The 22,570-nt window shown below is 51.1% G+C and carries 20 protein-coding genes; 5 read left to right on the top strand and 15 right to left on the bottom strand.

Annotation, left to right across the window (positions count from 1 at the left end; genetic code table 11):
- Window positions 1-10: 10 nt before the first annotated feature.
- A complete protein-coding gene (locus MUB23_RS08780) occupies window positions 11-553 on the top strand; it encodes a TetR/AcrR family transcriptional regulator (RefSeq protein ID WP_244800079.1) in 543 nt (180 codons plus the stop codon).
- Here MUB23_RS08780 and MUB23_RS08775 read toward each other — a convergent pair.
- From MUB23_RS08775 to sigK, 5 genes are all read right to left on the bottom strand, one after another.
- On the bottom strand, window positions 533-3,424 hold the full coding sequence (locus MUB23_RS08775; RefSeq protein ID WP_244800078.1) for an ATP-binding protein: 2,892 nt from the start codon (window positions 3,422-3,424) through the stop codon (window positions 533-535). The genes MUB23_RS08780 and MUB23_RS08775 overlap by 21 nt on opposite strands.
- A gap of 43 nt (window positions 3,425-3,467) precedes the next feature.
- Entirely contained in the window at window positions 3,468-4,409 is a 942-nt protein-coding gene (locus tag MUB23_RS08770) for an alpha/beta fold hydrolase (RefSeq protein ID WP_244800077.1), read from the bottom strand.
- A complete protein-coding gene (locus tag MUB23_RS08765) occupies window positions 4,406-5,362 on the bottom strand; it encodes an AEC family transporter (protein ID WP_244800076.1) in 957 nt (318 codons plus the stop codon). Before MUB23_RS08765 ends, MUB23_RS08770 begins: the two co-directional genes overlap by 4 nt.
- 47 nt (window positions 5,363-5,409) lie before the next feature.
- Window positions 5,410-6,624, bottom strand: a complete 1,215-nt coding sequence (trpB, locus tag MUB23_RS08760; RefSeq protein WP_244800074.1) for a tryptophan synthase subunit beta — start codon at window positions 6,622-6,624, stop codon at window positions 5,410-5,412.
- Window positions 6,625-6,824: 200 nt separating this feature from the next.
- Window positions 6,825-7,451 (bottom strand): RNA polymerase sporulation sigma factor SigK, encoded by a 627-nt coding sequence (sigK, locus tag MUB23_RS08755; protein WP_244800072.1) that lies wholly within the window; start codon window positions 7,449-7,451, stop codon window positions 6,825-6,827.
- 212 nt (window positions 7,452-7,663) lie between these two features.
- Between sigK and MUB23_RS08750 the strand changes: the two genes are divergently transcribed.
- Window positions 7,664-8,239, top strand: a complete 576-nt coding sequence (locus MUB23_RS08750) for a PduL/EutD family phosphate acyltransferase (RefSeq protein ID WP_244800070.1) — start codon at window positions 7,664-7,666, stop codon at window positions 8,237-8,239.
- Window positions 8,240-8,309: 70 nt separating this feature from the next.
- Here MUB23_RS08750 and MUB23_RS08745 read toward each other — a convergent pair whose 3' ends face one another.
- From MUB23_RS08745 to MUB23_RS20100, 5 genes are all read right to left on the bottom strand, one after another.
- Window positions 8,310-11,138, bottom strand: a complete 2,829-nt coding sequence (locus MUB23_RS08745) for a L,D-transpeptidase family protein (RefSeq protein ID WP_244800068.1) — start codon at window positions 11,136-11,138, stop codon at window positions 8,310-8,312.
- 355 nt (window positions 11,139-11,493) lie between these two features.
- Window positions 11,494-11,676 carry a 50S ribosomal protein L32 gene (gene rpmF, locus MUB23_RS08740; RefSeq protein WP_244800067.1) on the bottom strand — a complete coding sequence of 61 codons (183 nt, stop codon included), beginning with the start codon at window positions 11,674-11,676 and terminating at the stop codon, window positions 11,494-11,496.
- A 139-nt stretch (window positions 11,677-11,815) separates the two neighbouring features.
- Window positions 11,816-13,474: a dihydroxy-acid dehydratase gene (gene ilvD, locus MUB23_RS08735; protein ID WP_244800065.1), complete on the bottom strand. Its 1,659-nt coding sequence runs from the start codon at window positions 13,472-13,474 to the stop codon at window positions 11,816-11,818.
- A gap of 60 nt (window positions 13,475-13,534) precedes the next feature.
- The gene (locus tag MUB23_RS08730) at window positions 13,535-14,542 is read right to left on the bottom strand and encodes a proline racemase family protein (RefSeq protein WP_244800063.1); all 1,008 of its coding nucleotides are present in this window, start codon (window positions 14,540-14,542) and stop codon (window positions 13,535-13,537) included.
- 341 nt (window positions 14,543-14,883) lie between these two features.
- A complete protein-coding gene (locus tag MUB23_RS20100; RefSeq protein WP_442874108.1) occupies window positions 14,884-15,426 on the bottom strand; it encodes a VanZ family protein in 543 nt (180 codons plus the stop codon).
- A 368-nt stretch (window positions 15,427-15,794) separates the two neighbouring features.
- Here MUB23_RS20100 and MUB23_RS08725 point away from each other — a divergent pair, with 368 nt between their 5' ends.
- Window positions 15,795-16,949: a tRNA(Met) cytidine acetate ligase gene (locus MUB23_RS08725; protein WP_244800062.1), complete on the top strand. Its 1,155-nt coding sequence runs from the start codon at window positions 15,795-15,797 to the stop codon at window positions 16,947-16,949.
- Here the strand turns inward: MUB23_RS08725 and MUB23_RS08720 are convergent.
- The 5 genes from MUB23_RS08720 to srtB all read right to left on the bottom strand — a co-directional run bounded on the left by MUB23_RS08720 (window position 16,927) and on the right by srtB (window position 21,246).
- Window positions 16,927-17,361: a LytTR family DNA-binding domain-containing protein gene (locus tag MUB23_RS08720; RefSeq protein WP_244800060.1), complete on the bottom strand. Its 435-nt coding sequence runs from the start codon at window positions 17,359-17,361 to the stop codon at window positions 16,927-16,929. The two genes, MUB23_RS08725 and MUB23_RS08720, sit on opposite strands and share 23 nt — an antisense overlap.
- Before the next feature lie 305 nt (window positions 17,362-17,666).
- Window positions 17,667-18,239, bottom strand: a complete 573-nt coding sequence (locus MUB23_RS08715) for a hypothetical protein (RefSeq protein ID WP_244800058.1) — start codon at window positions 18,237-18,239, stop codon at window positions 17,667-17,669.
- Window positions 18,240-18,314: 75 nt separating this feature from the next.
- Window positions 18,315-19,538 (bottom strand): M56 family metallopeptidase, encoded by a 1,224-nt coding sequence (locus tag MUB23_RS08710; RefSeq protein ID WP_244800056.1) that lies wholly within the window; start codon window positions 19,536-19,538, stop codon window positions 18,315-18,317.
- Between the two features lie 178 nt (window positions 19,539-19,716).
- Window positions 19,717-20,145, bottom strand: a complete 429-nt coding sequence (locus MUB23_RS08705; RefSeq protein WP_244800054.1) for a BlaI/MecI/CopY family transcriptional regulator — start codon at window positions 20,143-20,145, stop codon at window positions 19,717-19,719.
- Between the two features lie 243 nt (window positions 20,146-20,388).
- Window positions 20,389-21,246 carry a class B sortase gene (gene srtB / locus MUB23_RS08700; RefSeq protein WP_244800052.1) on the bottom strand — a complete coding sequence of 286 codons (858 nt, stop codon included), beginning with the start codon at window positions 21,244-21,246 and terminating at the stop codon, window positions 20,389-20,391.
- 319 nt (window positions 21,247-21,565) lie between these two features.
- Here srtB and MUB23_RS08695 point away from each other — a divergent pair, with 319 nt between their 5' ends.
- Window positions 21,566-22,099 carry a methylated-DNA--[protein]-cysteine S-methyltransferase gene (locus tag MUB23_RS08695; RefSeq protein ID WP_244800050.1) on the top strand — a complete coding sequence of 178 codons (534 nt, stop codon included), beginning with the start codon at window positions 21,566-21,568 and terminating at the stop codon, window positions 22,097-22,099.
- Between the two features lie 102 nt (window positions 22,100-22,201).
- Window positions 22,202-22,501: an MGMT family protein gene (locus MUB23_RS08690; RefSeq protein ID WP_244800048.1), complete on the top strand. Its 300-nt coding sequence runs from the start codon at window positions 22,202-22,204 to the stop codon at window positions 22,499-22,501.
- The last annotated feature ends 69 nt before the right edge of the window (window positions 22,502-22,570 follow it).

The raw sequence follows: 22,570 nt of genomic DNA, 5'->3' as shown, positions 1-22,570 counted from the left end.
AGGGGGCAAAATGGAAAATCAGAGGATTCGTTTGAGTAAATCCATGTTGAAACAAGCATTGATCTGCCTGTTAAAGACAAAGGCGATTGAGAAAATCACCGTATATGAACTTTGCCAGCAGGCCCAGATTAATCGAACCACGTTCTACAAATATTACGGCAGCCCCTACGGCCTGCTGGACGATATTGAAAATGATCTCTTCCGCGAATTGGAAAAACTTCTTGCCACAGGCATGCAGGCGGAGTTGGATTGCCTGGTCCAGGTCCTCCGCTATCTGGACGCTGAACAGGAAAAATGCTGCGTCCTGATCAACACCGTGCCGGATCAGGAGTTTTCGGAAAAACTGTTCCGCCTTCCCGCCATCCATGCCCTGCTCCAAAACCACATGCCGGACCATTATACAGAAAAGCAGCAGGAATACATCAAACTGTTTGTCTGCCAGGGCGGCTACGCCATCATCCGGCAATGGCTGAACAAAGAAAACCGCGAGACGCCGGAGGAAATCGCATCGCTGCTGAATGCTTTGAGCACCTTAATCCTCCGTCCGCTCTGACGTTTCCTCCTCCGGCCGGCCAGGATCCCGCAGCCAGCGGCCCAGCACCCTCTGGAGCTCTTTCACGTCGACCGGCTTGGCAATATGGTCGTTCATCCCGGCCGTCTTGGCGCGGAGCACATCCTCTTGAAACGCGTCGGCGGTCATAGCGACAATGGGGATCTTCCGCGCTTCGGGCCTTTCGGTTTTTCGAATCTCTTCGGCCGCCGTATAGCCGTCGGTTCCCGGCATGTGGATATCCATCAGAATCAGATGATAAAATCCCTCCGGCGCCCGCCGGTAGGCCTCGATTGCCTCGGCCCCGTCTTTCACCCAATCCACCTGGCATCCATACTCTCCTAAAAGCGCCCTGGCAATCTCGGCGTTCATCTCATTGTCTTCCGCCAGCAAGAGTTTCCGCCCGGTAAGGTCCAGAGCGGAAACCGTTTCGTCCTTCTTCCGGCAATCAGCGTTCTTCGCATAGGCAAACGGAAGTTCCACCAGGAATTTTGTCCCTTCCCCTTTTTTGCTGCTCACCCGGATCTCTCCGTTCATCTGATCCACAAGACGTTTGACAATGGAAAGCCCCAGCCCGGACCCTCCGTATTTCCGCGCCACGGATCCATTCTCCTGCTCAAAGGGCTGGAACAAGTGCCGCTGCATCTCCTCGGACATTCCAGCGCCAGTATCCTGAACCTGGAGTTTCAAAATCAAACTTTCTTCGTCCTTTATCTCTTCTCTGGCAGAAACCCAGATGTTCCCCTCCGCTTCTGTGAATTTCAGCGCGTTGGACAGCAGGTTCATTAAAATCTGAGAAACCCGCAGGGAGTCTCCAACCAGAGAAGCCTCCAAAAGCCCCTCCCGCTTCATCTCATAGCCGATCTGCTTTTCCTTGCACTGCTCCTGATACACGGCGTCGAGGGAATCCAGCACTTCCTGTATGGAAAACGGTTCGCTCGCCAGCTTCATCTTCCCCCGCTCAATGGCGGACATATCCAACACATCATTGATAATATGAAGCAGTAAATCCGAGGCCACTTTAATTTTTTCATGGTACCGGTGCACCTGATCCGGGTCATCCCGCTTTTTGTCCGTCAGTTGGGAAAAACCCATGATCGCATTTAAGGGCGTCCGGATTTCATGGCTCATCCGGGACAAGAATTCGCTCTTCGCCTGGGTGGCCGCCTCCGCCTGATGAAGCGCCTGCTGCAGCTCGGTGTTCTTGCGTTCCAGCACACGGTTGTGGACGTGCTGCTGATGATAATACAGGATCAAGAGAAACGCCAGCAAAAGGATCGCTGCAGCAGCCGCGCCGATATGGAAACGGTACTGATAGAGAAAATCCAACGCGTTCAGCTGGTATGGGGCTCCCACCGTATGCTGAATCGTAAAATTGCTCAGCTCGTTTTCATCCAACAGATCGATGCTTTTATTGAGAATAGAAATCAGAACATCGTCCCGGCCGGGCTGACCGGCGATACACAGATCCTCCGTCTCGGAGAAATTTGGAATCACCTGCAAATCAGAAAAGATTGGTCTTTGCAGGCACCGGTCTACGACCAGGGAATCTTCCATCAGCAGATCCACCTCGCCGTTTTTCACCGCTTCCATACAGGCGGTGACGTCCTCATATTCCACCAGCTCAAACTGGGGGTGATAGTAGGAAATCTGCATCGGCAGCGGGTCAAACCGCATTGGCACCGCCACGCGCAGGGCTTCTGTAAAGGGACGGCTAAAACCTTTCTGGCTGACCGCCACGATAGAACCGGACATATAAGACTCCGATAGGATACATCGATCCAGTACCACTTCCCCTTCCGGCCGCATCACGCCCCCGGCCAAACGGGCGGTTCCCTGCTGCATCAGTTCCAGGGGAGTCTCTTGGTTTTGTCCTTTGATAAATTCAAACTGCAATCCGCTGATGATTTCCAGCTGCCGGAACACCTCGGCCGTAATGCCGGAAGTGTCCCCTTCCTCTTCCTCCATCGCCCAGGCGAAACGCCCGGTGGCGACCGCCACCGTAATCGGATCCGCCTCCTGAATAAACGTTGCTTCCTGCCTGGTGAATTCCGGCCAAATTTTGTTGTCCGGGGCAGCGTAGTACATTTGGTACAAGTCGCTCTGAAAATTGGGATCCTCGGTCAAGATGTGCATGACCGCCCAGTCCATCTGATCCACCAGCTCCCGGTTGGCCTGACTGCTGACAAAGAAAACCGGATCCGCAGACCACCGCCCGACCAGCCGGAATTCCTCTTCATAATTCTCAGTCGCCAGAAGAGCCGCGTCGATCTCCCCGCTTCGCAAAGCTTCCGCCGTCTCCTTCTCGATCTGATACAGGAGCATCGTGCAGGCAATCCCTTTTTCCCGAACTGTATCCTTTAGAATATCCTGAGCTTCCCAGCCTTCGACCGTCCCGATCCGCATTCCCTGGATCGCAGAATAATCGTCATAGTACACGTCCTCCCGGCCGGCGTTCACATAGAGCAGGCTGTACTCCAGCCCGTTGTAATAACCGGTGTACACGTATTGCTTCCGCAGCTCTGAATCCGACTGGATCCGGCCGATCAGGTCGATCTCTCCCGCATCCAGCATCTGAAACAACTCCGGAAGGGTCCCGTAGACATACTCATAGTTCCATCCGGTTTTCTCCGCAATCCGGTTCAGATAATCCACCCCATAACCGCTGAAATTTCCGGATTCATCCTTCTCGATAAAACCGGAAATATCATAATAGCCGACGCGTACCGTCTTCCCGCCTCCGGCGGCCGCCCAGGCCAAAGACGTGTGCGCCAGCAAAAGGATGCAGAAAAACAAAGCCGCCCATCTGGCTCCGGCGGCTCGCATTCCGACTTGCCCATTCCCCGGTTTCTGATCCGTTCTTTGATGGTACACCAAATTTGTTCTCCTGCCGATTCATTTTTGCGTGAGCGCAGCTCTAGCGGCCCCTCTTCGCTTCCATATGGTTTTCCAGCCAGGCCCGGATATCCTCATAGACGTTGTTCCGGTCCAGCTCATTCAAAATCTCATGGCGGTCATCTTTATAAAGCTGAATCTCCACATCCTCCATTCCGATTTCCCGGTATTCATTGTACACATGCAGCACGTGTTTTGTGAATCCGCCCAGAGCATCATCCATACCGGAAACCAAAAAGAGCGGCAGATTCCTGGGAATCCGTTCAAAATTCTTCCTGCGCGCCAAGTCTTCCAAGATACAGAAGAAATCATAGTATGCCGATACGGAAAAAACAAAATGACAGTGGGGATCCGCCTTGTAGGCTTTTACATTTTCTTCATTCTTGCTGAGCCAGGATCCGGGACGCCGATGGTTACCGAACTTCGCCACATAGCCGCCGAGCGACAGCCCATTGACCAGCTTGCTGCGGTAATGCCCCCCGCGGGCCAGCATCAAAATCTTTGCCAGCACTTTCCCGAAGCGCACTGCCCATAAGGGTTCATACCCGGTAGCCATGATAATAGCCCCGTCGATCTCGCTTCCGTAAATGGTCAGATACCGGCGGAGAAGGAAGGATCCCATACTGTGTCCCAGCACAAAAAGCGGCAGTTTGGGGTAGCGGGCCTTCGCCATCTTCGTCACCCGGTGGATATCTTTCAGCAAAGCCACCTGTCCCATTTTATCGCTGAAAAAGCCATAATCCTCTTCCGAACAGATGGAGAGTCCATGGCCCAAATGATCGTGCCCGATCACGGCAAACCCCTGTTGATTCAGGAACCCAGCAAACTCCTCATACCGTCCGATATGTTCCACCATGCCGTGGACCAACTGCACGACGCCCCGGACCTCTCCGTCCGGAATCCATAAAATCCCGTGGATCTGCGTTTTATCATTTGCGGAAAGAAAAGAAAATTCCTTTTTCATACAGCGCCTCCTTTAGAAATCATAAAAACAAAAATCAAATAGAGGGCGATTCCGGCCAGCTCATTGATCACCAGCGCATTGCTGGCCACCTCCAGGTCCTCCGTACTCCCATACTCTCCGATATAAGCGGTCAAAACAACCGATCCATGCTGGGAAAGCAAGGTAAAAAACGCATAATCAAAATAAATACTCCCGCCGCTCAGCCGGTCCATCACCAAAAACTTATAGAGGTAGCCGACGGAAAAGGTCAAGAGATACCGGATTCCCACCAGGCGGATACTCTCCATCAGCCTCGTCCGGTTGTCAAAGCGGATACGGTAGCCGACAATGATCATAATCAAAACCGTGGTGACCCCGCCGAGCCGTGAGATCGCGTCCAAAATTCCTTTTCCGAGGAAATTCGCCTCGATGATTTCCTTTAAGCCAAGGGCACGGATCAGCAGCGCAAGAGTGATCATAATAAAAAGCGGAGAAAGAAGCGATTTTCCCAGAGCCTTTTTTTCCACCTTCTTATTTTTCAGATAGAGCTGGGAGGCGGTCATGAAGATCAGGCCGATAAACAGCTCGTGTCCCACTCCCATCGCCACCAGATACTCCATCTTGTCCTCGCCGAATACCGTGGAGAACAGCGGGATTCCCATAAAGCCAAAGGCAAACGCACAGTGAAAGAATGGAAAAAAGCGGCGCTGCCCCGGAAGGATCCGGTACAGAGCAAACCCGCAGCCCATCAGAATCAGCATCAGGATAAAAAAGCTGACGGCAATCCACAGGTGCTCTGTCCGGAAATCCAGATTCATAAAGGTGTTGAACAGCACACAGGGGATCAGCAAGTTTGCCACAAAACCAGTCAGCCCCTTGATCGCCGTCTCTTCAAAGTAATTTTTCCGCCGCAGAAAATAGCCGAATGCAATCAGCAGCAGCAGCGGTATCACATTTTCCAAAAGCCGGGCCATGATCAGGCCCTCCTTTACTTATTATTGCCCGAAACCAGTCAAGATGATTATAAAAATTTCTCTCCGTAGCCATAATGCTCGACGACATAGTCGATATCTTTGTCGCCACGGCCGCTTAAGTTCACCAGAATGGATCCGCGGCGCATCTCCTTCGCCGCCTTCATGGCCCATGCCACCGCGTGTGAGCTCTCAATGGCCGGAATAATCCCCTCATAGCGGGACAGCTTGAAGAACGCGTCCATGGCCTCCTCGTCGCTGATCGTCTCATACTGGACGCGGCCCAGGTCGTGCAGGAACGCATGCTCCGGTCCCACCGACGGATAGTCCAGACCGCTGGCAATGGAATAAACCGGCGCCGGTTCCCCGTTCCCGTCTTTCAGCATGATGCTCTCAAATCCGTGCATCACACCCTTCTCCCCGTATTTCATCGAAGCGGCGTGATCGCCCAGCTCGGAACCGCGGCCCAGAGGCTCTATGCCGACGATATCCACCGGCTCCTCCAAGAACGGGATAAACATGCCGATCGAGTTGCTGCCGCCGCCGACGCAGGCGCAGACTACATCCGGATTCAGTCCGGTCATCTCCTTAAACTGGTCCTTAGCCTCGTATCCGACCACCGCCTGGAAATCCCGGACGATCTGAGGGAACGGATGAGGACCCACGGCGGAGCCGATGCAGTAGATCGAATCTTTATAATTTTTGGCGTAGGATTCAAAGGCGGAATCCACCGCTTCCTTCAACGTTTTTAAACCGTGGGTGACCGGAACCACCTCAGCGCCCAGAATCTTCATCCGCGTCACATTGGGCGCCTGTTTGGCAATGTCCACCTCTCCCATATGGATCTCGCATTCCAGGCCGAAAAACGCGGCCGCCGTGGCCAGCGCCACGCCGTGCTGCCCGGCTCCGGTCTCCGCGATCAGGCGCTTTTTCCCCATGAATTTGGCGAGAAGCCCTTCTCCCATGCAGTGATTTAATTTGTGGGCGCCGGTATGATTCAGATCCTCTCTTTTCAGATAGATCTGGGCTCCGCCCATCATCTTCGACAGGCGCTCGCAGTGATAAACCGGCGTCGGGCGTCCCTGGAATTCCCGGCGGATGCGCCGCAGCTCATTGATAAACTGAGAAGAGTGGCAGATGGTCTGATAGGCCTCGTCCACCTCCTGAAAAGCAAGCACCAGCTCCTCCGGCAGGTAAGCGCCGCCGTAAGGGCCGTATCTTCCATCCTTATCCGGATAATTTCTCAAATAAGTCTTGTAGTCCATGTTCCCCTCCAAATTGTCGGAAATTTTGTGTATACCAAAATATTATATCACAAGGTTTTCAAATAAGGAAGTCATATTTCCGAAGGAAAAGGCGGAGAATTCTGTTGCTTTCCGGCAGCAAAAAAGCAGCGCCAGAAGGAAAACGGTGATTCCTTGGCTCTGCTTTTCTCTGGACCGCACGGGAAGGAAGGGGGCTCTTTTTAGCTCTCCAGCTGCTGTTTCAGCTTCTGAAGCGCCTTTTTCTCGATCCGCGACACATAGCTGCGGCTAATCCCCATCACAGCGGCCACCTCCCGCTGCGTCTTCTCTTCCCCTCCGTTTCCCAGGCCATAGCGCAGGGAGAGGATTTTCAGCTCGCGGGGCGTCAAAGTCACGGATGCAGAGGACTGCAGCCGTTTCAGCATCCCCTCCTGGTACAGCTCGCCGACAATATCTTTGGTCTCGCCCTCCATGATATCCATCAGATGGATCTCATTGCCTTCCTTATCCGTGCCGATGGGCTCGAATAAGGAGACCTCACGCCGGTACTTGCGCTCGGCGCGAAGCGTCATGAGAATTTCATTTTCAATACATTTTGCCGCATAGGTGGAAAGCCGGTTTCCCTTCCCGGCCCGGAACGTATCGACTGCCTTGATCAGTCCGACAGTTCCAATAGAAATAAAGTCTTCCACATCCCTTTCGCTCTGGCTGTATTTCTTGACCAAATGGGCCACCAATCGAAGGTTGCGCTCGATCAGGATGTCCCGTGCCGCACGATCTCCCTTCTCCAGAAGTTCGACATAATATTTCTCTTCCTGCGCAGATAAGGGTTTTGGAAATGTTTTCACAGCGGGCACCCCGTCACGAGATTTACTATTAACCTATGCCGGGGTGCTTATCTAAGTTCCCTGCGGATTTCCAGGGACATCTTCAGAATCTTTTTCCGTATCAATTAAGGGAGAGAACGCGCAAGTTTCCCCTGCTTTTTTCTTGACATCCCCGCCTGTCCGCGCTATGATAATCATGATAATCAACAACTCACAGATGGAGGAACCATACCATGGACCGCAAATTGTTAGTAGAAACTTCCGCAAGACATTTACATTTATCACAGGAGCACCTGGAAATCCTGTTTGGCAAAGGTCACGAGCTGACCGTAAAGAAAATGCTGAGCCAGCCCGGCCAGTTCGCCGCTGAAGAAAAAGTACAGGTGGTTGGACCGAAGGGCACACTGAAGATGTCCGTACTGGGCCCGGTCCGCAAGGAAACCCAGATCGAGGTATCCCTGACCGATGCCCGCTCTCTCGGCGTCGCCGCGCCGATCCGTGAATCCGGCGATATCGCAGGCTCCGGCGCATGTAAGCTGGTAGGCCCCGCTGGTGAAGTGGAGCTGACCGAAGGTGTGATCGCAGCCAAGCGTCATCTGCATATCACTCCGGAAGATGCCGCTGAGATGGGTCTGAAGGACAAGGATATTATCAGCCTGAAGATCGATTCTCCGGATCGCTCTTTGATCTTCGGCGACGTGGTGGTCCGCGTCAGCGCTTCCTATGCTACTGCCGTACATATCGACACGGACGAGGCCAATGCTCTGGCACCCGCTCCGGGCGAAGTATATGGTACGATGGTAAAATAAAAAATTTCTCCCACGAAAAAGGGGTGCTCTTACGGGCATCCCTTTTTCCTTGCTTATTTTTCCAGTTGTATCAACTTCCGCTGGAATCATCCTGCTGCTCCTGCGGGGAAGTCTCCGGAACCGTCGTGGTGGTCTCCGGCTCAGTTGTGGTGGTCTCCGGCACTGTTGTCGTGGTTTCCGGCGCTGTTGTGGTGGTTTCCGGCGCAGTCGTTGTGGTCTCCGGCGCAGTCGTTGTGGTCTCTGGTGTTTTCGTGGTGGTTTCCGGCACAGTCGTGGTAGTCTCCGGCGCTTTCGTCGTCGTATCCTCCGGATCTCCCGCATAAGAATCCACCCCGCCGAACACAATCACCGGCGTACCCTCGGAAATCATATTGTACAGGCTTTTTGCCTTGCTGACCGGCATGTTGACACATCCGTGGGATCCGTTAGTCAGATACAGGCTGCCGCCGAAAGAGCTTCTCCACGGAGCATCATGAAGGCCATATCCTCCGTAAAACGGCATCCAGTAGCTGACGTCGTTGGAATAATCCGCCCCTTTCAGCGTCCGGTTCCGTTCCTTATCATAGATGTAGTAAACGCCTTTCACGGTCTTAGTATTCCGGATCACGCGCCCGGTGACCACATCGGAACTCAGTTTCCGGGAACCGTTCTCGTAGTAATAGACGACCTGGTTCGTCAGATCCACCTCGATATAGGTGTCGCCGATGTCGTTGCTGCCGCGGGATTTGCCCTCCTGGGAGTAAACCGGGTCGCCGGTCACGGTCCCTCCGGTCTGCACCGCTTCCAAAATCTGGGCCAGCGTCTTTTCCTGGTTCATCTTCCATCCGTAATTTCCGCCGCTGACCGTGACGGTTCCGCTTTTTGTGCTGCGGAAAGAGCGGGATTTTCCAACCGTATTGTACTTCTCCGCCAGTCCTTTTACCCACGTCTCAAACACCGTATTGTCAAGCGTCACCTGAAAAGCAGTGTCGTAGGAAATAGCGCTTTTGATCATTTCCGGCGTCAAGGTTTCCGTTGTGTCGCCAAAGGAATAGGCCACCTTCGATTTCAAATAGACATTCATGGTCTCCACGGCTTTGGCCATCGCCTCATCGGCCTTAACCACCGTAGGGTAGCAGCCCGCTTCCTCCAGGGACAAGGTATTCTGCAAGGTTCCGACCGAACTCTCCGCCAGGCCGAAAACCTGTTCCAGGTCCACCTTGGTGCCGATCACTTCCGGGTTCAGAACAAACTGAGCCGCAGCCTCGTCGTAGACAATCTCCGCATCCTTGGATTCCGTCATATTTTGGAACAAGGAGCTCATACCGATCCGGTCCTTCAGCAGCTTGGCGTCGTACTCCCAGCCGCTGGTGAAGGTATAGGAGGAAGGATTCTCTTCCGCTTTCCTCCAGCCCGATTTATCCTGAGAATCCAGAAGCCCATGGAAATCCACATCAAATTTCATGACAAGGCCGATCTCAGCCGCTGAGATTTTATCCTCCGAACCGTCGATGCCGCGGATGGTCAGGGCATAGTTTTTCACTTCCTGAGAAAATAATTCCTTTACCTCTTCCACCGTCATACCGGAGCAATCGTTGCCATTGATCATTGTGGCAGGCAGGAAATGGCTTTCATAATACGCCATCATTTTCTTGTTTTCCATCACCCGGTAAATTCCGAATCCTCCCAGCGCGAGAACCAGGACAACGGCAACCGACACCGCAATGATCACAAGCCGTTTCCGGCTCCGCCCGGCATCCGCCTCCACGGGAAGCTCTTCCTCCGGCATTTCCTCCCTCGGAGGTTTTCTCGGAGGCCGCTTTCTGGGCGGCGCTCCCACCGGATCCTGCTCCCTGGGCGAGAGGGGAATGTCACTCTCCGGTTCCGGAACCCTCTGCTCTGGTCTCTCTGGGCTCCAGCCGGGAAAGACCGCTTCGGCGGCCGAAGCCTCCTGGCCAGCTTGAAGCAAAGCTTCCCCGATCTCTCCCGGTTCCGGCTCTTTATCCGTCTCCACTTTCTCCAGAGAAATAGACGGAATCACCCGTGTTTCATCCAAATCTTCAATCTCTACTCCGTGAGAGGCCGCCGCCCGCCTTCTCCCGTCTTCATTCAACCGAGGAAGGGCTCTGGTGGCGTCCGGATCCTCTTCCGCCGGTTTGCGGCCGGATGGAGCCGTCCGCTCCGGCTTCTCTTCCTCCGAATCCAAAAAGCCTTCCAATACCCGCGACATGCTCGAAGTCCGTCCTAAATCCTCCATCCCGAATTCCGGCATACCCTTTTTTGCATCTGCTTTTTCCTCGCCGAGCCGGAATATCCCCATGGTCTGATCCAGATCGTCCACACGGATCTCCGGCAGTTCCTGCGGCTGATCCGAATTTCCGCCGGGCATTTTCGGAATACTCCGCGGCAGGCCCCTCGTCTGATCCAGGTCTTCCACACTTACTTTCGGCAGGCTTCTTGTCTGATCCAAGTCCTCCACATTCACTCTGGGAATGCTTCTTGTTTGGTCCAAGTCCTCCACATTCACTCTAGGTATGCTCCGCGTCTGATCCAGATCTTCCACATCCACTCTAGGTATGCTCCGCGTCTGATCCAGATCTTCCACATTCACTCTAGGAATGCTCTGTGTCTGATCCAGATCTTCCACATCCACTCTGGGAATGCTCTGCGTCTGATCCAGATCTTCCACATTCACTCTGGGAATGCTCCGCGTCTGATCCAGATCTTCCACATTCACATCGGAAGTTCCCAGTATCGGATCCAAGCCTCCCGCGTTTTCCGCCGGACGGTCCTCCTCCAGCTCTTCCAGCCGGATTTCCGGCAAATCCCCTGTCTGATCCCAATCATCAATCGTCATCTGAGGCGTAAATTTTCGCCCATTCAGATTTCCCCGAACGATTGTCCGCTTTTCTTTGCTCATAAAACCCCCCTATCATCTGATGTATTCTATTAAAAACAAACATGCTTCATTCCAGAAAACGCCGCAGTCCCGCCACGTTTTAAACGGCCGTACGGAATTTCCTTCCATTTTTAAAACAATCGTATTTTTAGTTTAACAAGATTTTTCCTGAAATGCAAGGCCTCCTCCGGAAGATCACAATTCTTTAAGATTTACCGTTCGGTCATGGGCCGCATCATCTATATTCTCTCCCCTTTCCCTTGTGGGGGACCCCTTAGAAAGGCAAAATCCGCCCTGACCGCCGGACTGGCTTTCGCGTTCCGGACGGGGAAAGAAAAAAGAGCCCTCCGCCACCGCGGAAAGCCCTTCGCTTCACTTAGTCTTCCTGAGCAATAATTTCTCTCTTATTATAAGAGCCACAAGCTTTGCAAACTCTATGAGGTACCATCAATGCACCGCATTTGCTGCATTTCACCAAGGTAGGTTTGCTCATTTTCCAATTTGCTCTGCGGCTGTCTCTTCTTGCCTTAGAGGATTTATTTTTGGGACAAATAGACATGTGATTCGACCTCCTATCTTCTTGAATTTCCCGTACTCTTTCAAACCGTACTTTTCGATTATACAAACAATTCCAATGTTTGTCAACCGCTTTTTTCGCGTTCTTTCCCGAAAACAAGAAGGAAATTCGGGGGTTTTTGCTATTTCGGCACCACATCCCAGTTTTGCATTGCGCCGCCTTCATGGGAAGGTCTTGCAGTGGCTGCGTAGAGAGAAAGCATTCCGTGAGTCACTTTCGGCTTCGGCGCTTTCCAGTGCTTTCTCCGCTCCGCCAGGACCTCTTCCCCGACTTCCACGTAGACCAGTTTTTCGCAGCAGTCCACGACAATCCCGTCGCCTTCCTCCACCAGGGCCAGATTTCCCCCTTCCATGGCCTCCGGCGAAATATGGCCTACGATAGGGCCGTAATTAAATCCGGAGAAACGCCCGTCCGTGATCAATCCCACGCTGTCGTCCAATTTGCGGGCCACCAGCGCATCCGTCGCCTGCATCAGTTCATTCATCCCCGGCGAGCCCTTTACGCCCTCATACCGGAGCACGATCACATCTCCGGGATGAATCCTGCCTTCCAGAATCGCGGCTGCGCAATCGGCTTCCTGATCAAATACACGGGCCGGTCCCCGGAAACGGCGCATGTGCTCCTTTACCCCCGTGGTGCGGATCACCGCGCCGTTCTCCGCCAGATTCCCCCTCAAAACCGTCAGGCCGGAACAGCTGTGCCAGGGAGCGTCCAGCGGCTTCAGCACTCCGCCAAGCACTGGCTCCACACTTTCAATCACCTCCGCCAGCGTCGTTCCCGCCACATTTTTTGCTTCCAGATTCAGATAAGGGGAGAGAATCTTCTCCACAGCAGGCACGCCCCCCGCATCGTGGAGATCTACCACGGAATACGGCCCGGCGGACCGTACGCCGCAGATGCAGGGAATCTTCTCCCTCTTGTCAAATTCATCCAGGGAATAGGGAATTCCCAGCTCATTGGCGATCGCCAGGATGTGCAGCACTGCGTTGCTGGAGCCGCCGATCCCAAGATCCACCGCCGTAGCGTTGTCCAGGGCTTCTTTCGTGATAATATCCTGCGGACGGATCTTTTTCCTGGCAAGCTCCACCGCCCGGCGGCCCGACTCCCGTGCCGCCCGGATCCGGTCGGCCGTAGGGGCCGGAATTGTGGCGCTGCCCGGCAGGGACATGCCCAATACTTCGGTCAAAATCTGCATCGTATTTGCCGTGCCCATCACCGCGCATGCGCCTGCGCCGGGGCAGCAGGCATCCTCCATGGCGCAAAAATCCTCCGGCACACGGTCGGAAAAAGTCCCCACATTGATGTCCGGCGTGATCAGCTGCCTTCCTTTATAATTTCCAGGATACATCGGGCCTCCGGTCAAAACGATGCTGGGAATTTTAGTCCGGATCGCCGCCATGATGGTCCCAGGAATAATATTGTCACAGCAGGCTGTCAGCACCATTCCGTCAAACTGATGGACCGAGGCGACAAACTCGATTGCCATGGCAACCGCATCCCGTCCTGCCATCTCATAGCGCATAAACTCGGTGCCAATCGCAACATTTCCGCAGGTCGCAGGTACGCCGAACTCCACCGGAACGCCGCCGGCCTCCCAGATCCCCTGCTTGATTGCTTCCGCCAGGGAACGCATCTGTCCGTGGGCCGGGCTCCCTTCATTGTAAGTATTCCCGATCCCAATATGGGGCTTATTTCGGATATCGCAATCGGAATATCCTGCTCCCTTGTAGATCACGCGCCGGTGCGCCGCGCCGTCTCCGTCCCAAAATGGATTACTCATGCCTTCTGCCTCCTTTTTTCGATTGTCATCTCATGGTGGCTTTGCCTCCGAAATGTCTTATTAATAGGAAAATCCATATTTCAACCGGTCCCCGGCTTCCGCAATCAAATGATTGTAGCCGGTGATCTGTACGTCCCGGCAGGAAATCCGGGGAATCACCGCAGGCTTACCGCCGACCGCCGTCTCCCGGAGCAACGTGCCGGTAAAGACACCTCCGTACGCTTGCTTATGGATAAAGGTTTCTCCCAGGCCCATCCGTCCCCGAAAATACCGCTGAGCCATGCGCCCGGAGGTTCCCGTTCCACAGGGAGAAAGATCCACCTGGGCATTTCCAAAAATCGCCTGGCCCAGATAACCGCCGTCCGGATCCTGGGTTTCCTGGATAAAGAGCATTTCATTCAGATAATTGATCGCTGGATTTTCCGGGTGGACCACCTCGAAATTCCGGCTGATGGCCTCCACGATCTGCGGCATATAGGAAGTCATCCGGGGAATGGTCTCCGGGCAGATGGAAAACCCTAGTTGAGCAGTGTCCACCAGGGCAAAGAAATTTCCGCCGAACACCAGGTCAAACTGGATTTCCCCGATCTGCGGGACGGAGACTTTTTGATCCATGGCATATAAAAAGGCAGGCGCATTTTCCAGTTCAATCCTGGTGCCTCCTCCTTCTAAATCCACCACGTCCACCGCGACCCTTCCAGGACCGGTCTCAAACAGCACCCTCGTCCGTGTTCCGGTCCGGGGGACCATTCCATTCTCCACCAAAACCTTGGCCACCGCCATGGTTCCGGCTCCGCACATCGGCTGATAGCCTCCCGCGTCCATATAAAAGAGTCCGTAGTGGGCGTCCGGTTCCGTGGGTTCCGTCAAAACCGCGCACATCAGGGAAGGACATCCTCTGGGCGGCTGCAAAATGCAGGTCCGAAGATGGTCGTAATTTTTTTTCATGTCCTCCATCTTCTCTGATATATTTTTTCCTCTCAGGGTAGGAATTCCTCCGGTGATTACCCGGATTGGCGAACCGGTTGTATGGGCGTCCACGGCAAACACAGATAGCGCAAGATTCATTGGCTTCCCCTCCTCCTCATTTCAAACAGGTGTCGGACGACCCGGCAGCCAGACAGGCTTTCTGTTCGACTGAGATTCACTAATCTTAATTTCGCCATCACTAATCATTTTTAATTAGTGGCAGTTTCAGCTTACCGCAAAACCGGCCGATTGTCAATCTCTATTTCGTGCCGAAACCCAGGATATCAAACAGTGTTTCTGAATTCTGCCCGCTGAGGCTGCACGGAATCGTTGGAACTGAATGAAAATGCAGCGCGGCACGGATCTCTCCGTGCCGCACAACTCCGTTTTTCAAACGTTTCGAATGTTTTACATAAAATAAATATTTTTCTCTTATTCCTTTACTCGCATTTGATTAACATCTTCCAGCATTTTCTGTTATGAAATATTCTATGAAACAGCTTGAAAACCAAATAGCCGATAATAGAACCCAATAAATTCGTGATAATATCGTCGATATCTGAAGATCGTCCTATAAAAAACTGGATCAACTCTACTGAAAAGGTCACGAAAAAAGAGAACAAAGTTGTTTTGAAAAGGTTTCTCAATCTTGGGAATACGATGGGGAGAAAAAATCCAAATGGAATAAAAAGTAATACATTAGGAATTTTTTCGACGACAAACTGATTGAAGTCATCTACCGTTCCTACCCATGCAAAGGGGATGATATTTAGAGTATGTGTTTCCGGATGAAACGTAATTGGGGTGAATAAAATCGTTGCGAAAATAATGAGGAACGACGAACAAAACAACCCAAGATAACTAATTTGCCGGGGAATACTTCTCCCTCGCTTTTTAAAGAAAAACAAAACAGGCAAATATAAAATTGTCGATATGACTATGAAAATCAACGCTAGTCTTACATAAGCTTCTATTCTATGCACGGTGATTTCCCTCCTTTTTCATTCTTATTATAAAGAAAATTTTACATAGGGTCTTTATGATTTCCCTAAAAAGCGATAAAGAAATCTTAAGGAGATTATTAATTCTATTTTTCCTGTTGTATCTGCCGGCTTCAATTCTGCGTTTTTCTAATTGGAATCCTGAAAAGGCCGCCAAATTTTAACCGCCAGGTACAGAATGGGTCTATTCTCTGATACCAAAAGAGGCGGAGGAAGCCCCTTGGCATCTGCTCTCCTTTTATGGTATGATGAGAACGCCTGGCTAGAGTTTTTCTTTGACCTGGCGCATCGCAACGCACGATAGAACAAACCGCAGACGATCTGCATCTTTACTATAGAAAGGCTTCCCCATGAAAATCACTGCTGTCATCACGGAATACAACCCGTTCCACAACGGACATCTCTACCATCTCCGCCAAGCACGGGCTCTGACCGGGGCCGACGCCGTCATTGTACTGATGAGCGGATATTTTGTGCAGCGCGGCCTTCCGGCCCTGGTGGACAAATACCGCCGCGCCGAGATGGCTCTCTTAGCTGGGGCCGACGCCGTGTTTGAGCTTCCGACCGCAGATGCCACGGCCAGCGCCGAAGGATTTGCAGGGGGGGCCGTGACGCTGCTTCACCGCCTTGGAGCAGTCACCGACCTGGTGTATGGCAGTGAAACAGCGGATGTCTCTTTGATTCAACAGACCGCGGAGTTTTTGCTGAAAGAGCCGGAGGACTATTGTTTAGAGCTTCGGAACGGCCTGAAAAAAGGCCTTAGTTTTCCTGCGGCAAGAACCCAGGCCCTGAAACGTTTCCTGCCGGAATGTGCCCATCTGCTGAATTCCCCCAACAACATTTTAGCCGTTGAATACCACAAGGCGCTGACCCGCCTTAACTCCCCGATCACGCCCCATGCTCTGCTCCGCCAAGGCAGCGGCTATCACGAAAGCGCTTCTTCCATCCGCAGTGCCCTGTCCATGGGAGATGCTTCCATGCTGGCCGGTCAGGTGCCGGATTTCGTGCCAGGCCTGCTTCCCTATACCATGGACGCCGATGATTTTTCCGTTATGCTGGCCTGCCGTTTGCAGATGCTGGATCCGGAAGAACTAATCGAATATGCCGACGTAACGCCGGAGCTGGCGGCCCGGATCATCCGGTTCGCTGCCCCGGAACGGAGTTTTACGGAGTTGGCAAGCGCCGTGAAATCTCCGATTTATACCCTGACCCGCGTCCAAAGGGCCCTGCTCCATCTGCTTTTGGGCACGAAAAAGGGAGAGTCTCCTCTCCCTTTCATCCGTCTTCTCGGCTTCCGATATGGCACCGAAGCCTTGAAGGCAATCAAGCGTTGCTCGGAACTTCCGATTTTAGTCAAGGCAGCCAACGCTCCTGAAGGTTCCCTTACGCCGGAGCGCCGGGCCGCCGACTTATACCGCCTGGCGGTCTGGAACCGTCACCGAATCCTCCTGCCCGATGAATACCACGCCGGACCGGTGCGGATCAAGCCCGATCGCTTGTCTTGAATGACAGTTCGTTTTTCACAAACTTATACACTTTCGGGGACACGGGTAGATCCACCGACTTATCTTTTCCCCAGCGAACGATCGCCCGGTACCCCTTCACATGGTGCATGAATCTCCAGTTAACAATCGCGCCCTGGCTAATTCGGAAGAACATGGATTCCGGCAGTAATTCTTCATACTTGTACATGGGTTGATAAGTCCGGAATATCTTTCCATCCGTTGTGTGAATCTCGGTCACTCTCTGGCACTTCTCCAGATAAACGATTTTATCCATATGAATGTGGTAATGCTCGTAATCATGGATAATATCAAGATAAGGATTAAAGCTAATTTTCAAGTAACTCATAATCAGCTTTTCCAAATTGCGCTGAATTTCCTGAAGATCCCTTGTGAAAGGAAGATTAAGCAGCATATCTATGTGCCTCCTTTGTAGTTGTTGGTTTTGAGTGGTAAATTTGTTGTTAATAAACTACCGATGCGTCTACATGTATTTCATAGTTGTTCGTGTTCTTTACGTAAAAATTGTACGTTCCAGTCTGATCTAGCGTAAACGTATGGCTGAATACCCCCGAATCAATTACACAACGTCTATCACCATTAGGTTCAATAATGCCTGCTTGGATTGTGCTATCACAAGTAACTGCTATAGCAATTTTCCCACCGGATTTACATGTGAAATCAAAAGAGCGTCCGTATGTATTAGCAGGAGCTACCATTTTAATATGCTACGGATGCCTCTAGATGAATTTCAAAATTATTGGTATTTTTCACATAAAAGTTATAAGTTCCTGTCTGATCCAATGTAAACGTATGGCTGAATACACCTGAATCAATAACACACCGTCTATCACCATTCGGTTCAATAATACCGGCTTGAATCGTATGATCACAAACAACTGATATCCCAATACGTCCACCGGATTGACAGGTAAAATCGAATGAACGACTGTAGGTATTGGCCGGTACATCCCATTCATAAAATTTTAGTGTCCTAAGCCTTTCATCTCCTCCCATCACGATCTCCGGCAAGCCCTCTGGATTCACTTGATCTGCTGGAATCTCAATTTCACCTGCTTCATTCACTTCGTAACCTTCCGCATTGAACGTAATTCTTATTTCTTGGGCCTCTGACGATAAATCCGACGTGCCTTCGTAAACATCTTCATAACCATTTGCCAAAACATCACTAGCCGCAAATGCAGGAATACTGTTCCCAACAAATACCACGGCAGCAACGGTAGTCAGCATAACTTTTGATAACATTGCCCTTAAATTTCTCATTGTCTTCAATTTACTTATTCTCCTCTCGATTTCGTTGTTGCTATTGTAAAGGAACACGACATATTACTTCGGATCGTTGTCCTTCTAATATGCTACGGACACTTCCACATGGATTTCAAAGTCATTCGTGTTCTTTACATAGAAGTTGTAAGTTCCAGCCTGATCCAAGGTAAACGTATGACTTATTACGCTTGAATCGATGACACACCGCCTGTTTCCATTTGGCTCAATTATACCAGCTTGAATTGTTTGATCGAATTTACCCATTATTGCTATCCGGCTACCAGATTTACAGGTAAATTCAAAAGACCGGCCATATGTATTGGCTGGAATATCCCAGTTATAGAACTTAGTAGCTTCGGCCTTATTATCCCCTTCCATAACAATTTCAGGCAACCCCTCTGGATTTACTTCATCTGCAGGAATCTCAATTTCTCCCGCTTCATTGACTTTGAATCCTTCCGCACTGATTGTCATCTTTACTTTTTGGGACTCCGCCAAAAATTCCGACGTACTTTCGTAAACTTCTTCGTAGCCATTTGCCAACATATCACCAACCGCAAATGCTGGTATACTATTTCCAACAAATAATACTGCAGTCAAGATGGCTAGCATTGCTTTAGGTAACGGCTTCTTAATATTTCTTACTGTCTTTAATCTGTTAATTCTCCTCTCGATTTCATTATCATTGCTGTAAAGTGACAAGACGTGTCCTTCCGGATCATCGCCGTTGTCTTCCTCCGCATGACGGAGCAGCATCAGGGCATATTCGGTTTTCGTAAAATACCGCTTGCCCTTTTCACAGGTACTTACATCACAGGCTGTTTCCGCCCATTCCTCGTAGTGTTCCACCAAATTCCTTACACATGGATTGAACCAGTGGATGATACAAATTAGGAAACAGGCAACTTTATACGCTAAATCATGGTGAAGGTAATGTGTCAGCTCATGAATGAATATCATCCGAAGTTCTTGTTCATCGCACTCCATCCCGTAAGGTAACAGAACCGCCGGCCGGACAATCCGGATCCTTACCGGAGAATAGCACGCATCATTGGCAAACAAACGAATTTTTCTGCGAATCCCCAGTTCCTTGCAAACTTCCCGAAACAGTTCTTCCGCGCCTTCCATCTCCACCGGTACGTTGCCCTGGAGGATCTCGCGATCCCGAAGAAACATCCGTACCTGTTTTGGCAGCTGGAGAATAATGGCGATCAGCCACACCACTCCTAAAACCTTCATAACTGCGCCAATTAGATTTGTAGTTATGAAAAGCATACCAAACCTTTGCTCGTGCTGAAAGCTCATCCGACTCCACCTCATAACGATATATACAATCGGACAAAGGTATTGGATTACAACTAATTTCAGCATCACAGCGTTCAGATTTGGCCGCCACCGCTCGAGAATTGGAAGCAAAAGCTTCCACTCGAGCAGAGCAAGCGTGCCGGAGACGGAACAAAGACAGGCAGCGAAGAATAAATGATTAATCCAAGTCATCGATCAAAGCACGAATTCTCTGAACTTCATCTTTCTTCAGCTTGCGCTGCTTATTTAAAGCGCTTATGAACAGGTCGGCGTCGTTGTTGCACCACAGATCTGCACATTTGTTGATCTGCCCTTCTCCGTAATCCAGCTCAGCTACCAAGGGATGATAGAGAAAGCTGCGGCCTTGGCGATACATATTCAGAAAATCCTTTTTCACCAAGCGGGTCAGAAACGTTGATACTGTCTGTGGCTTCCAGCTCTTCTGGAACCGGCGATTCACCATCTCCATGATTTCCGGCAGAGCCATGTCATGATCGGTTTCCCAGATACATTTCATCACTACAACTTCGCATTCAGTCAATGCTTTCACAACTTTTTCCTCCACGATTACCTGTGTAGTTAATGTTACCACACATTCTTGTCTCATGCAACTATTTTCCTAGTTTTCGACACAGTTTGTTACATTTAGAAGCATATCATGGTTTTTTTGTTCTGTCGAGTTATTTCTCAACTAAAATACTTTCGAATCTTATGCAGATTCTTTGCATATATAACCACCTACACTCTACGTGATCCTCGGACATGCGCAAGAATAATTCCCACATATTCCCAAAGTACGCATATGTCACAAAGATAGATTTTACCTCCCCATATACATGCAACCGGCCTGTTATGAGGTCACTTCGACCAGTTTCCCGCAGACCACATACCGAGCCGTCTCAAAATCATAAGCGCAGGTATACAGCGTCACCATGCGGTCCTCCGCCGTCATTTCTACTGGACTGGTAAAAGTAGACTTGGCGCGCAGAGAGTCAATATAGTCCTGATATTCCTGTGCATCTGAAAAATTCAGCGGAACCCCGTCCGCTCCATCTACCAGGCAGCCGGCAAACAGCTCGATCCGATATGTCCGATCCGGAAGATACAGCATAAAATAAGGATGTTCCTGATAATAGTCCGGCTCCTTATAATTATCCAGCATTTGAAACATGGTTCCGGCCTTGATGTGGTGCCCGTAGATCACCGTGTTCTGATCTGTAAAATCCGCTGCATTTGCGCAGTCGGCAAATAGAGTGCCAAAACGGTGATACGTTCCGTCCAGCAAATGTTTCAGATAATATTCATTGTCCTTTCCCTGGACTACCGGGTAATTTACAATCGTATTTTCACATTCCAGCCAGCCGATTACATCCTTGTTGATACCCCACAGCGTCTGAAAGTTAATCTTCCGCAGTGTGACCGTCTCTTCCACGCCTCCGGATTCTACGATTGCCGTTTCCGTCTCCTCCATTACCGCCTCGGAAACGACATCCCCATAGACATCCTTTCCCTTTTTGTCTTCCAGAAGCTGGCTGATAATTTGGTAGGCACAAAAAACCATCACCGCAATTAATATCACAATCAGCAGATTCAAAAACCAAAGGCTTTTTTTCTTTTTGCCGCGCCGTCCTTTCTCTCTTTCCCGGTTCGTCTCTGACTCTTTCATAGAATATCCGTTCTCCTTATCCAATTCCAGCTGATCCTTCATTTCGGCGGATCTTCTGTCTATGTATCCAGCCCCAAGAACTGATGGCGGCGGTGTTTCCGTCTGTCCTGCCTATGGTTTCATCCCTACTTCAATTCGAGCGTTCTTCTGATGAAACGGGGCGGTCATTTCTTCCAATGCTTTCATCTTACCGTTTCCTCCCGCCGCCGTCAATACCATTCTCAGCCGCTGGTTGTAATTGCCTGCCGGGTATTGTATAATAAAAATACGAAAGACAAAATTTGACAAGAAGCGATCGCCTGGATCGGACAACGGAACGAATGAAAAGAACCGGACGGATTTCGCCCTAAGGAGGTACCCCATGACCTATCTGTGCCAAATCCCTTCTCCTGTCGGACAGCTCTATGCGGCAAGTGACGGGGAAAACATCGTTGGCCTTTGGATCGAAGGCCAGAAATACTTTGAATCGAATCTTTCTGAAGAGACCGAAGCAAAAGAGCTTCCGGTATTCCAACAACTAAAGGATTGGCTGAACATCTACTTTTCCGGATCCAACCCGGATTTCCTACCGCCTCTGGCCCCCCAGGGCAGCGCATTCCGTCAATCGGTCTGGCAGATTCTCCTGTCCATTCCCTACGGAGAACTAACTACCTACGGCGCGATCGCCAAACAGATGGAAGCCCAGTCCGAAGGAAAACACGTATCCGCCCAAGCGGTGGGCGGAGCGGTCGGTCACAATCCCATCAGCATTGTCATTCCCTGCCACCGGGTAGTCGGATCAACCGGAAGCCTGACCGGATATGCGGGAGGGATTGATAAAAAAATTCATCTGCTGAAACTGGAAGGCGTATCGATGGATCACCTGTTTGTTCCCAAAAAAGGGACCGCCCTCTAGGGAATCCACCGTCCTATAAAGCCTCTCAGCGGCAAAGTATTTCCGAAAAGGAGGCTGTAGGGCCTCTTTACAGTCACCATTTTGTGAAAGGAATCAGATCCCATGGACCGTATGGAATTTTTTTCGCAGGTTTTTGAAGTCGTGGCCGCAATCCCCAAAGGCAAGGTAGCCACCTATGGGCAGATTGCCTGGATGATCGGCGCCCCCAACCGCTCCCGGATGGTTGGACAGGCGATGCACTATGCGCCGGATGAACTCCCTTGTCACCGGGTTGTCAACAGTGTGGGACGGCTGGTTCCCGGTTGGACTGATCAGCGCCGCCTTCTGCTAAATGAAGGGGTGCCGATCAAGGCCAACGGCTGTGTCGATCTCAAGCAGTGCCGCTGGATGTGGTGCAATTAAAAGCACCCATCCAGCTTTTTTGTTCCCTCCTGCTCTTAGATTGATTTTTAAAGCCGCCGCAAATTCTCT

The sequence above is a fragment of the Cuneatibacter sp. NSJ-177 genome (genome assembly GCF_022867805.1).
Classification (GTDB): domain Bacteria; phylum Bacillota; class Clostridia; order Lachnospirales; family Lachnospiraceae; genus Pseudolachnospira.
This window is presented reverse-complemented; position numbering and strand designations above follow the sequence as displayed.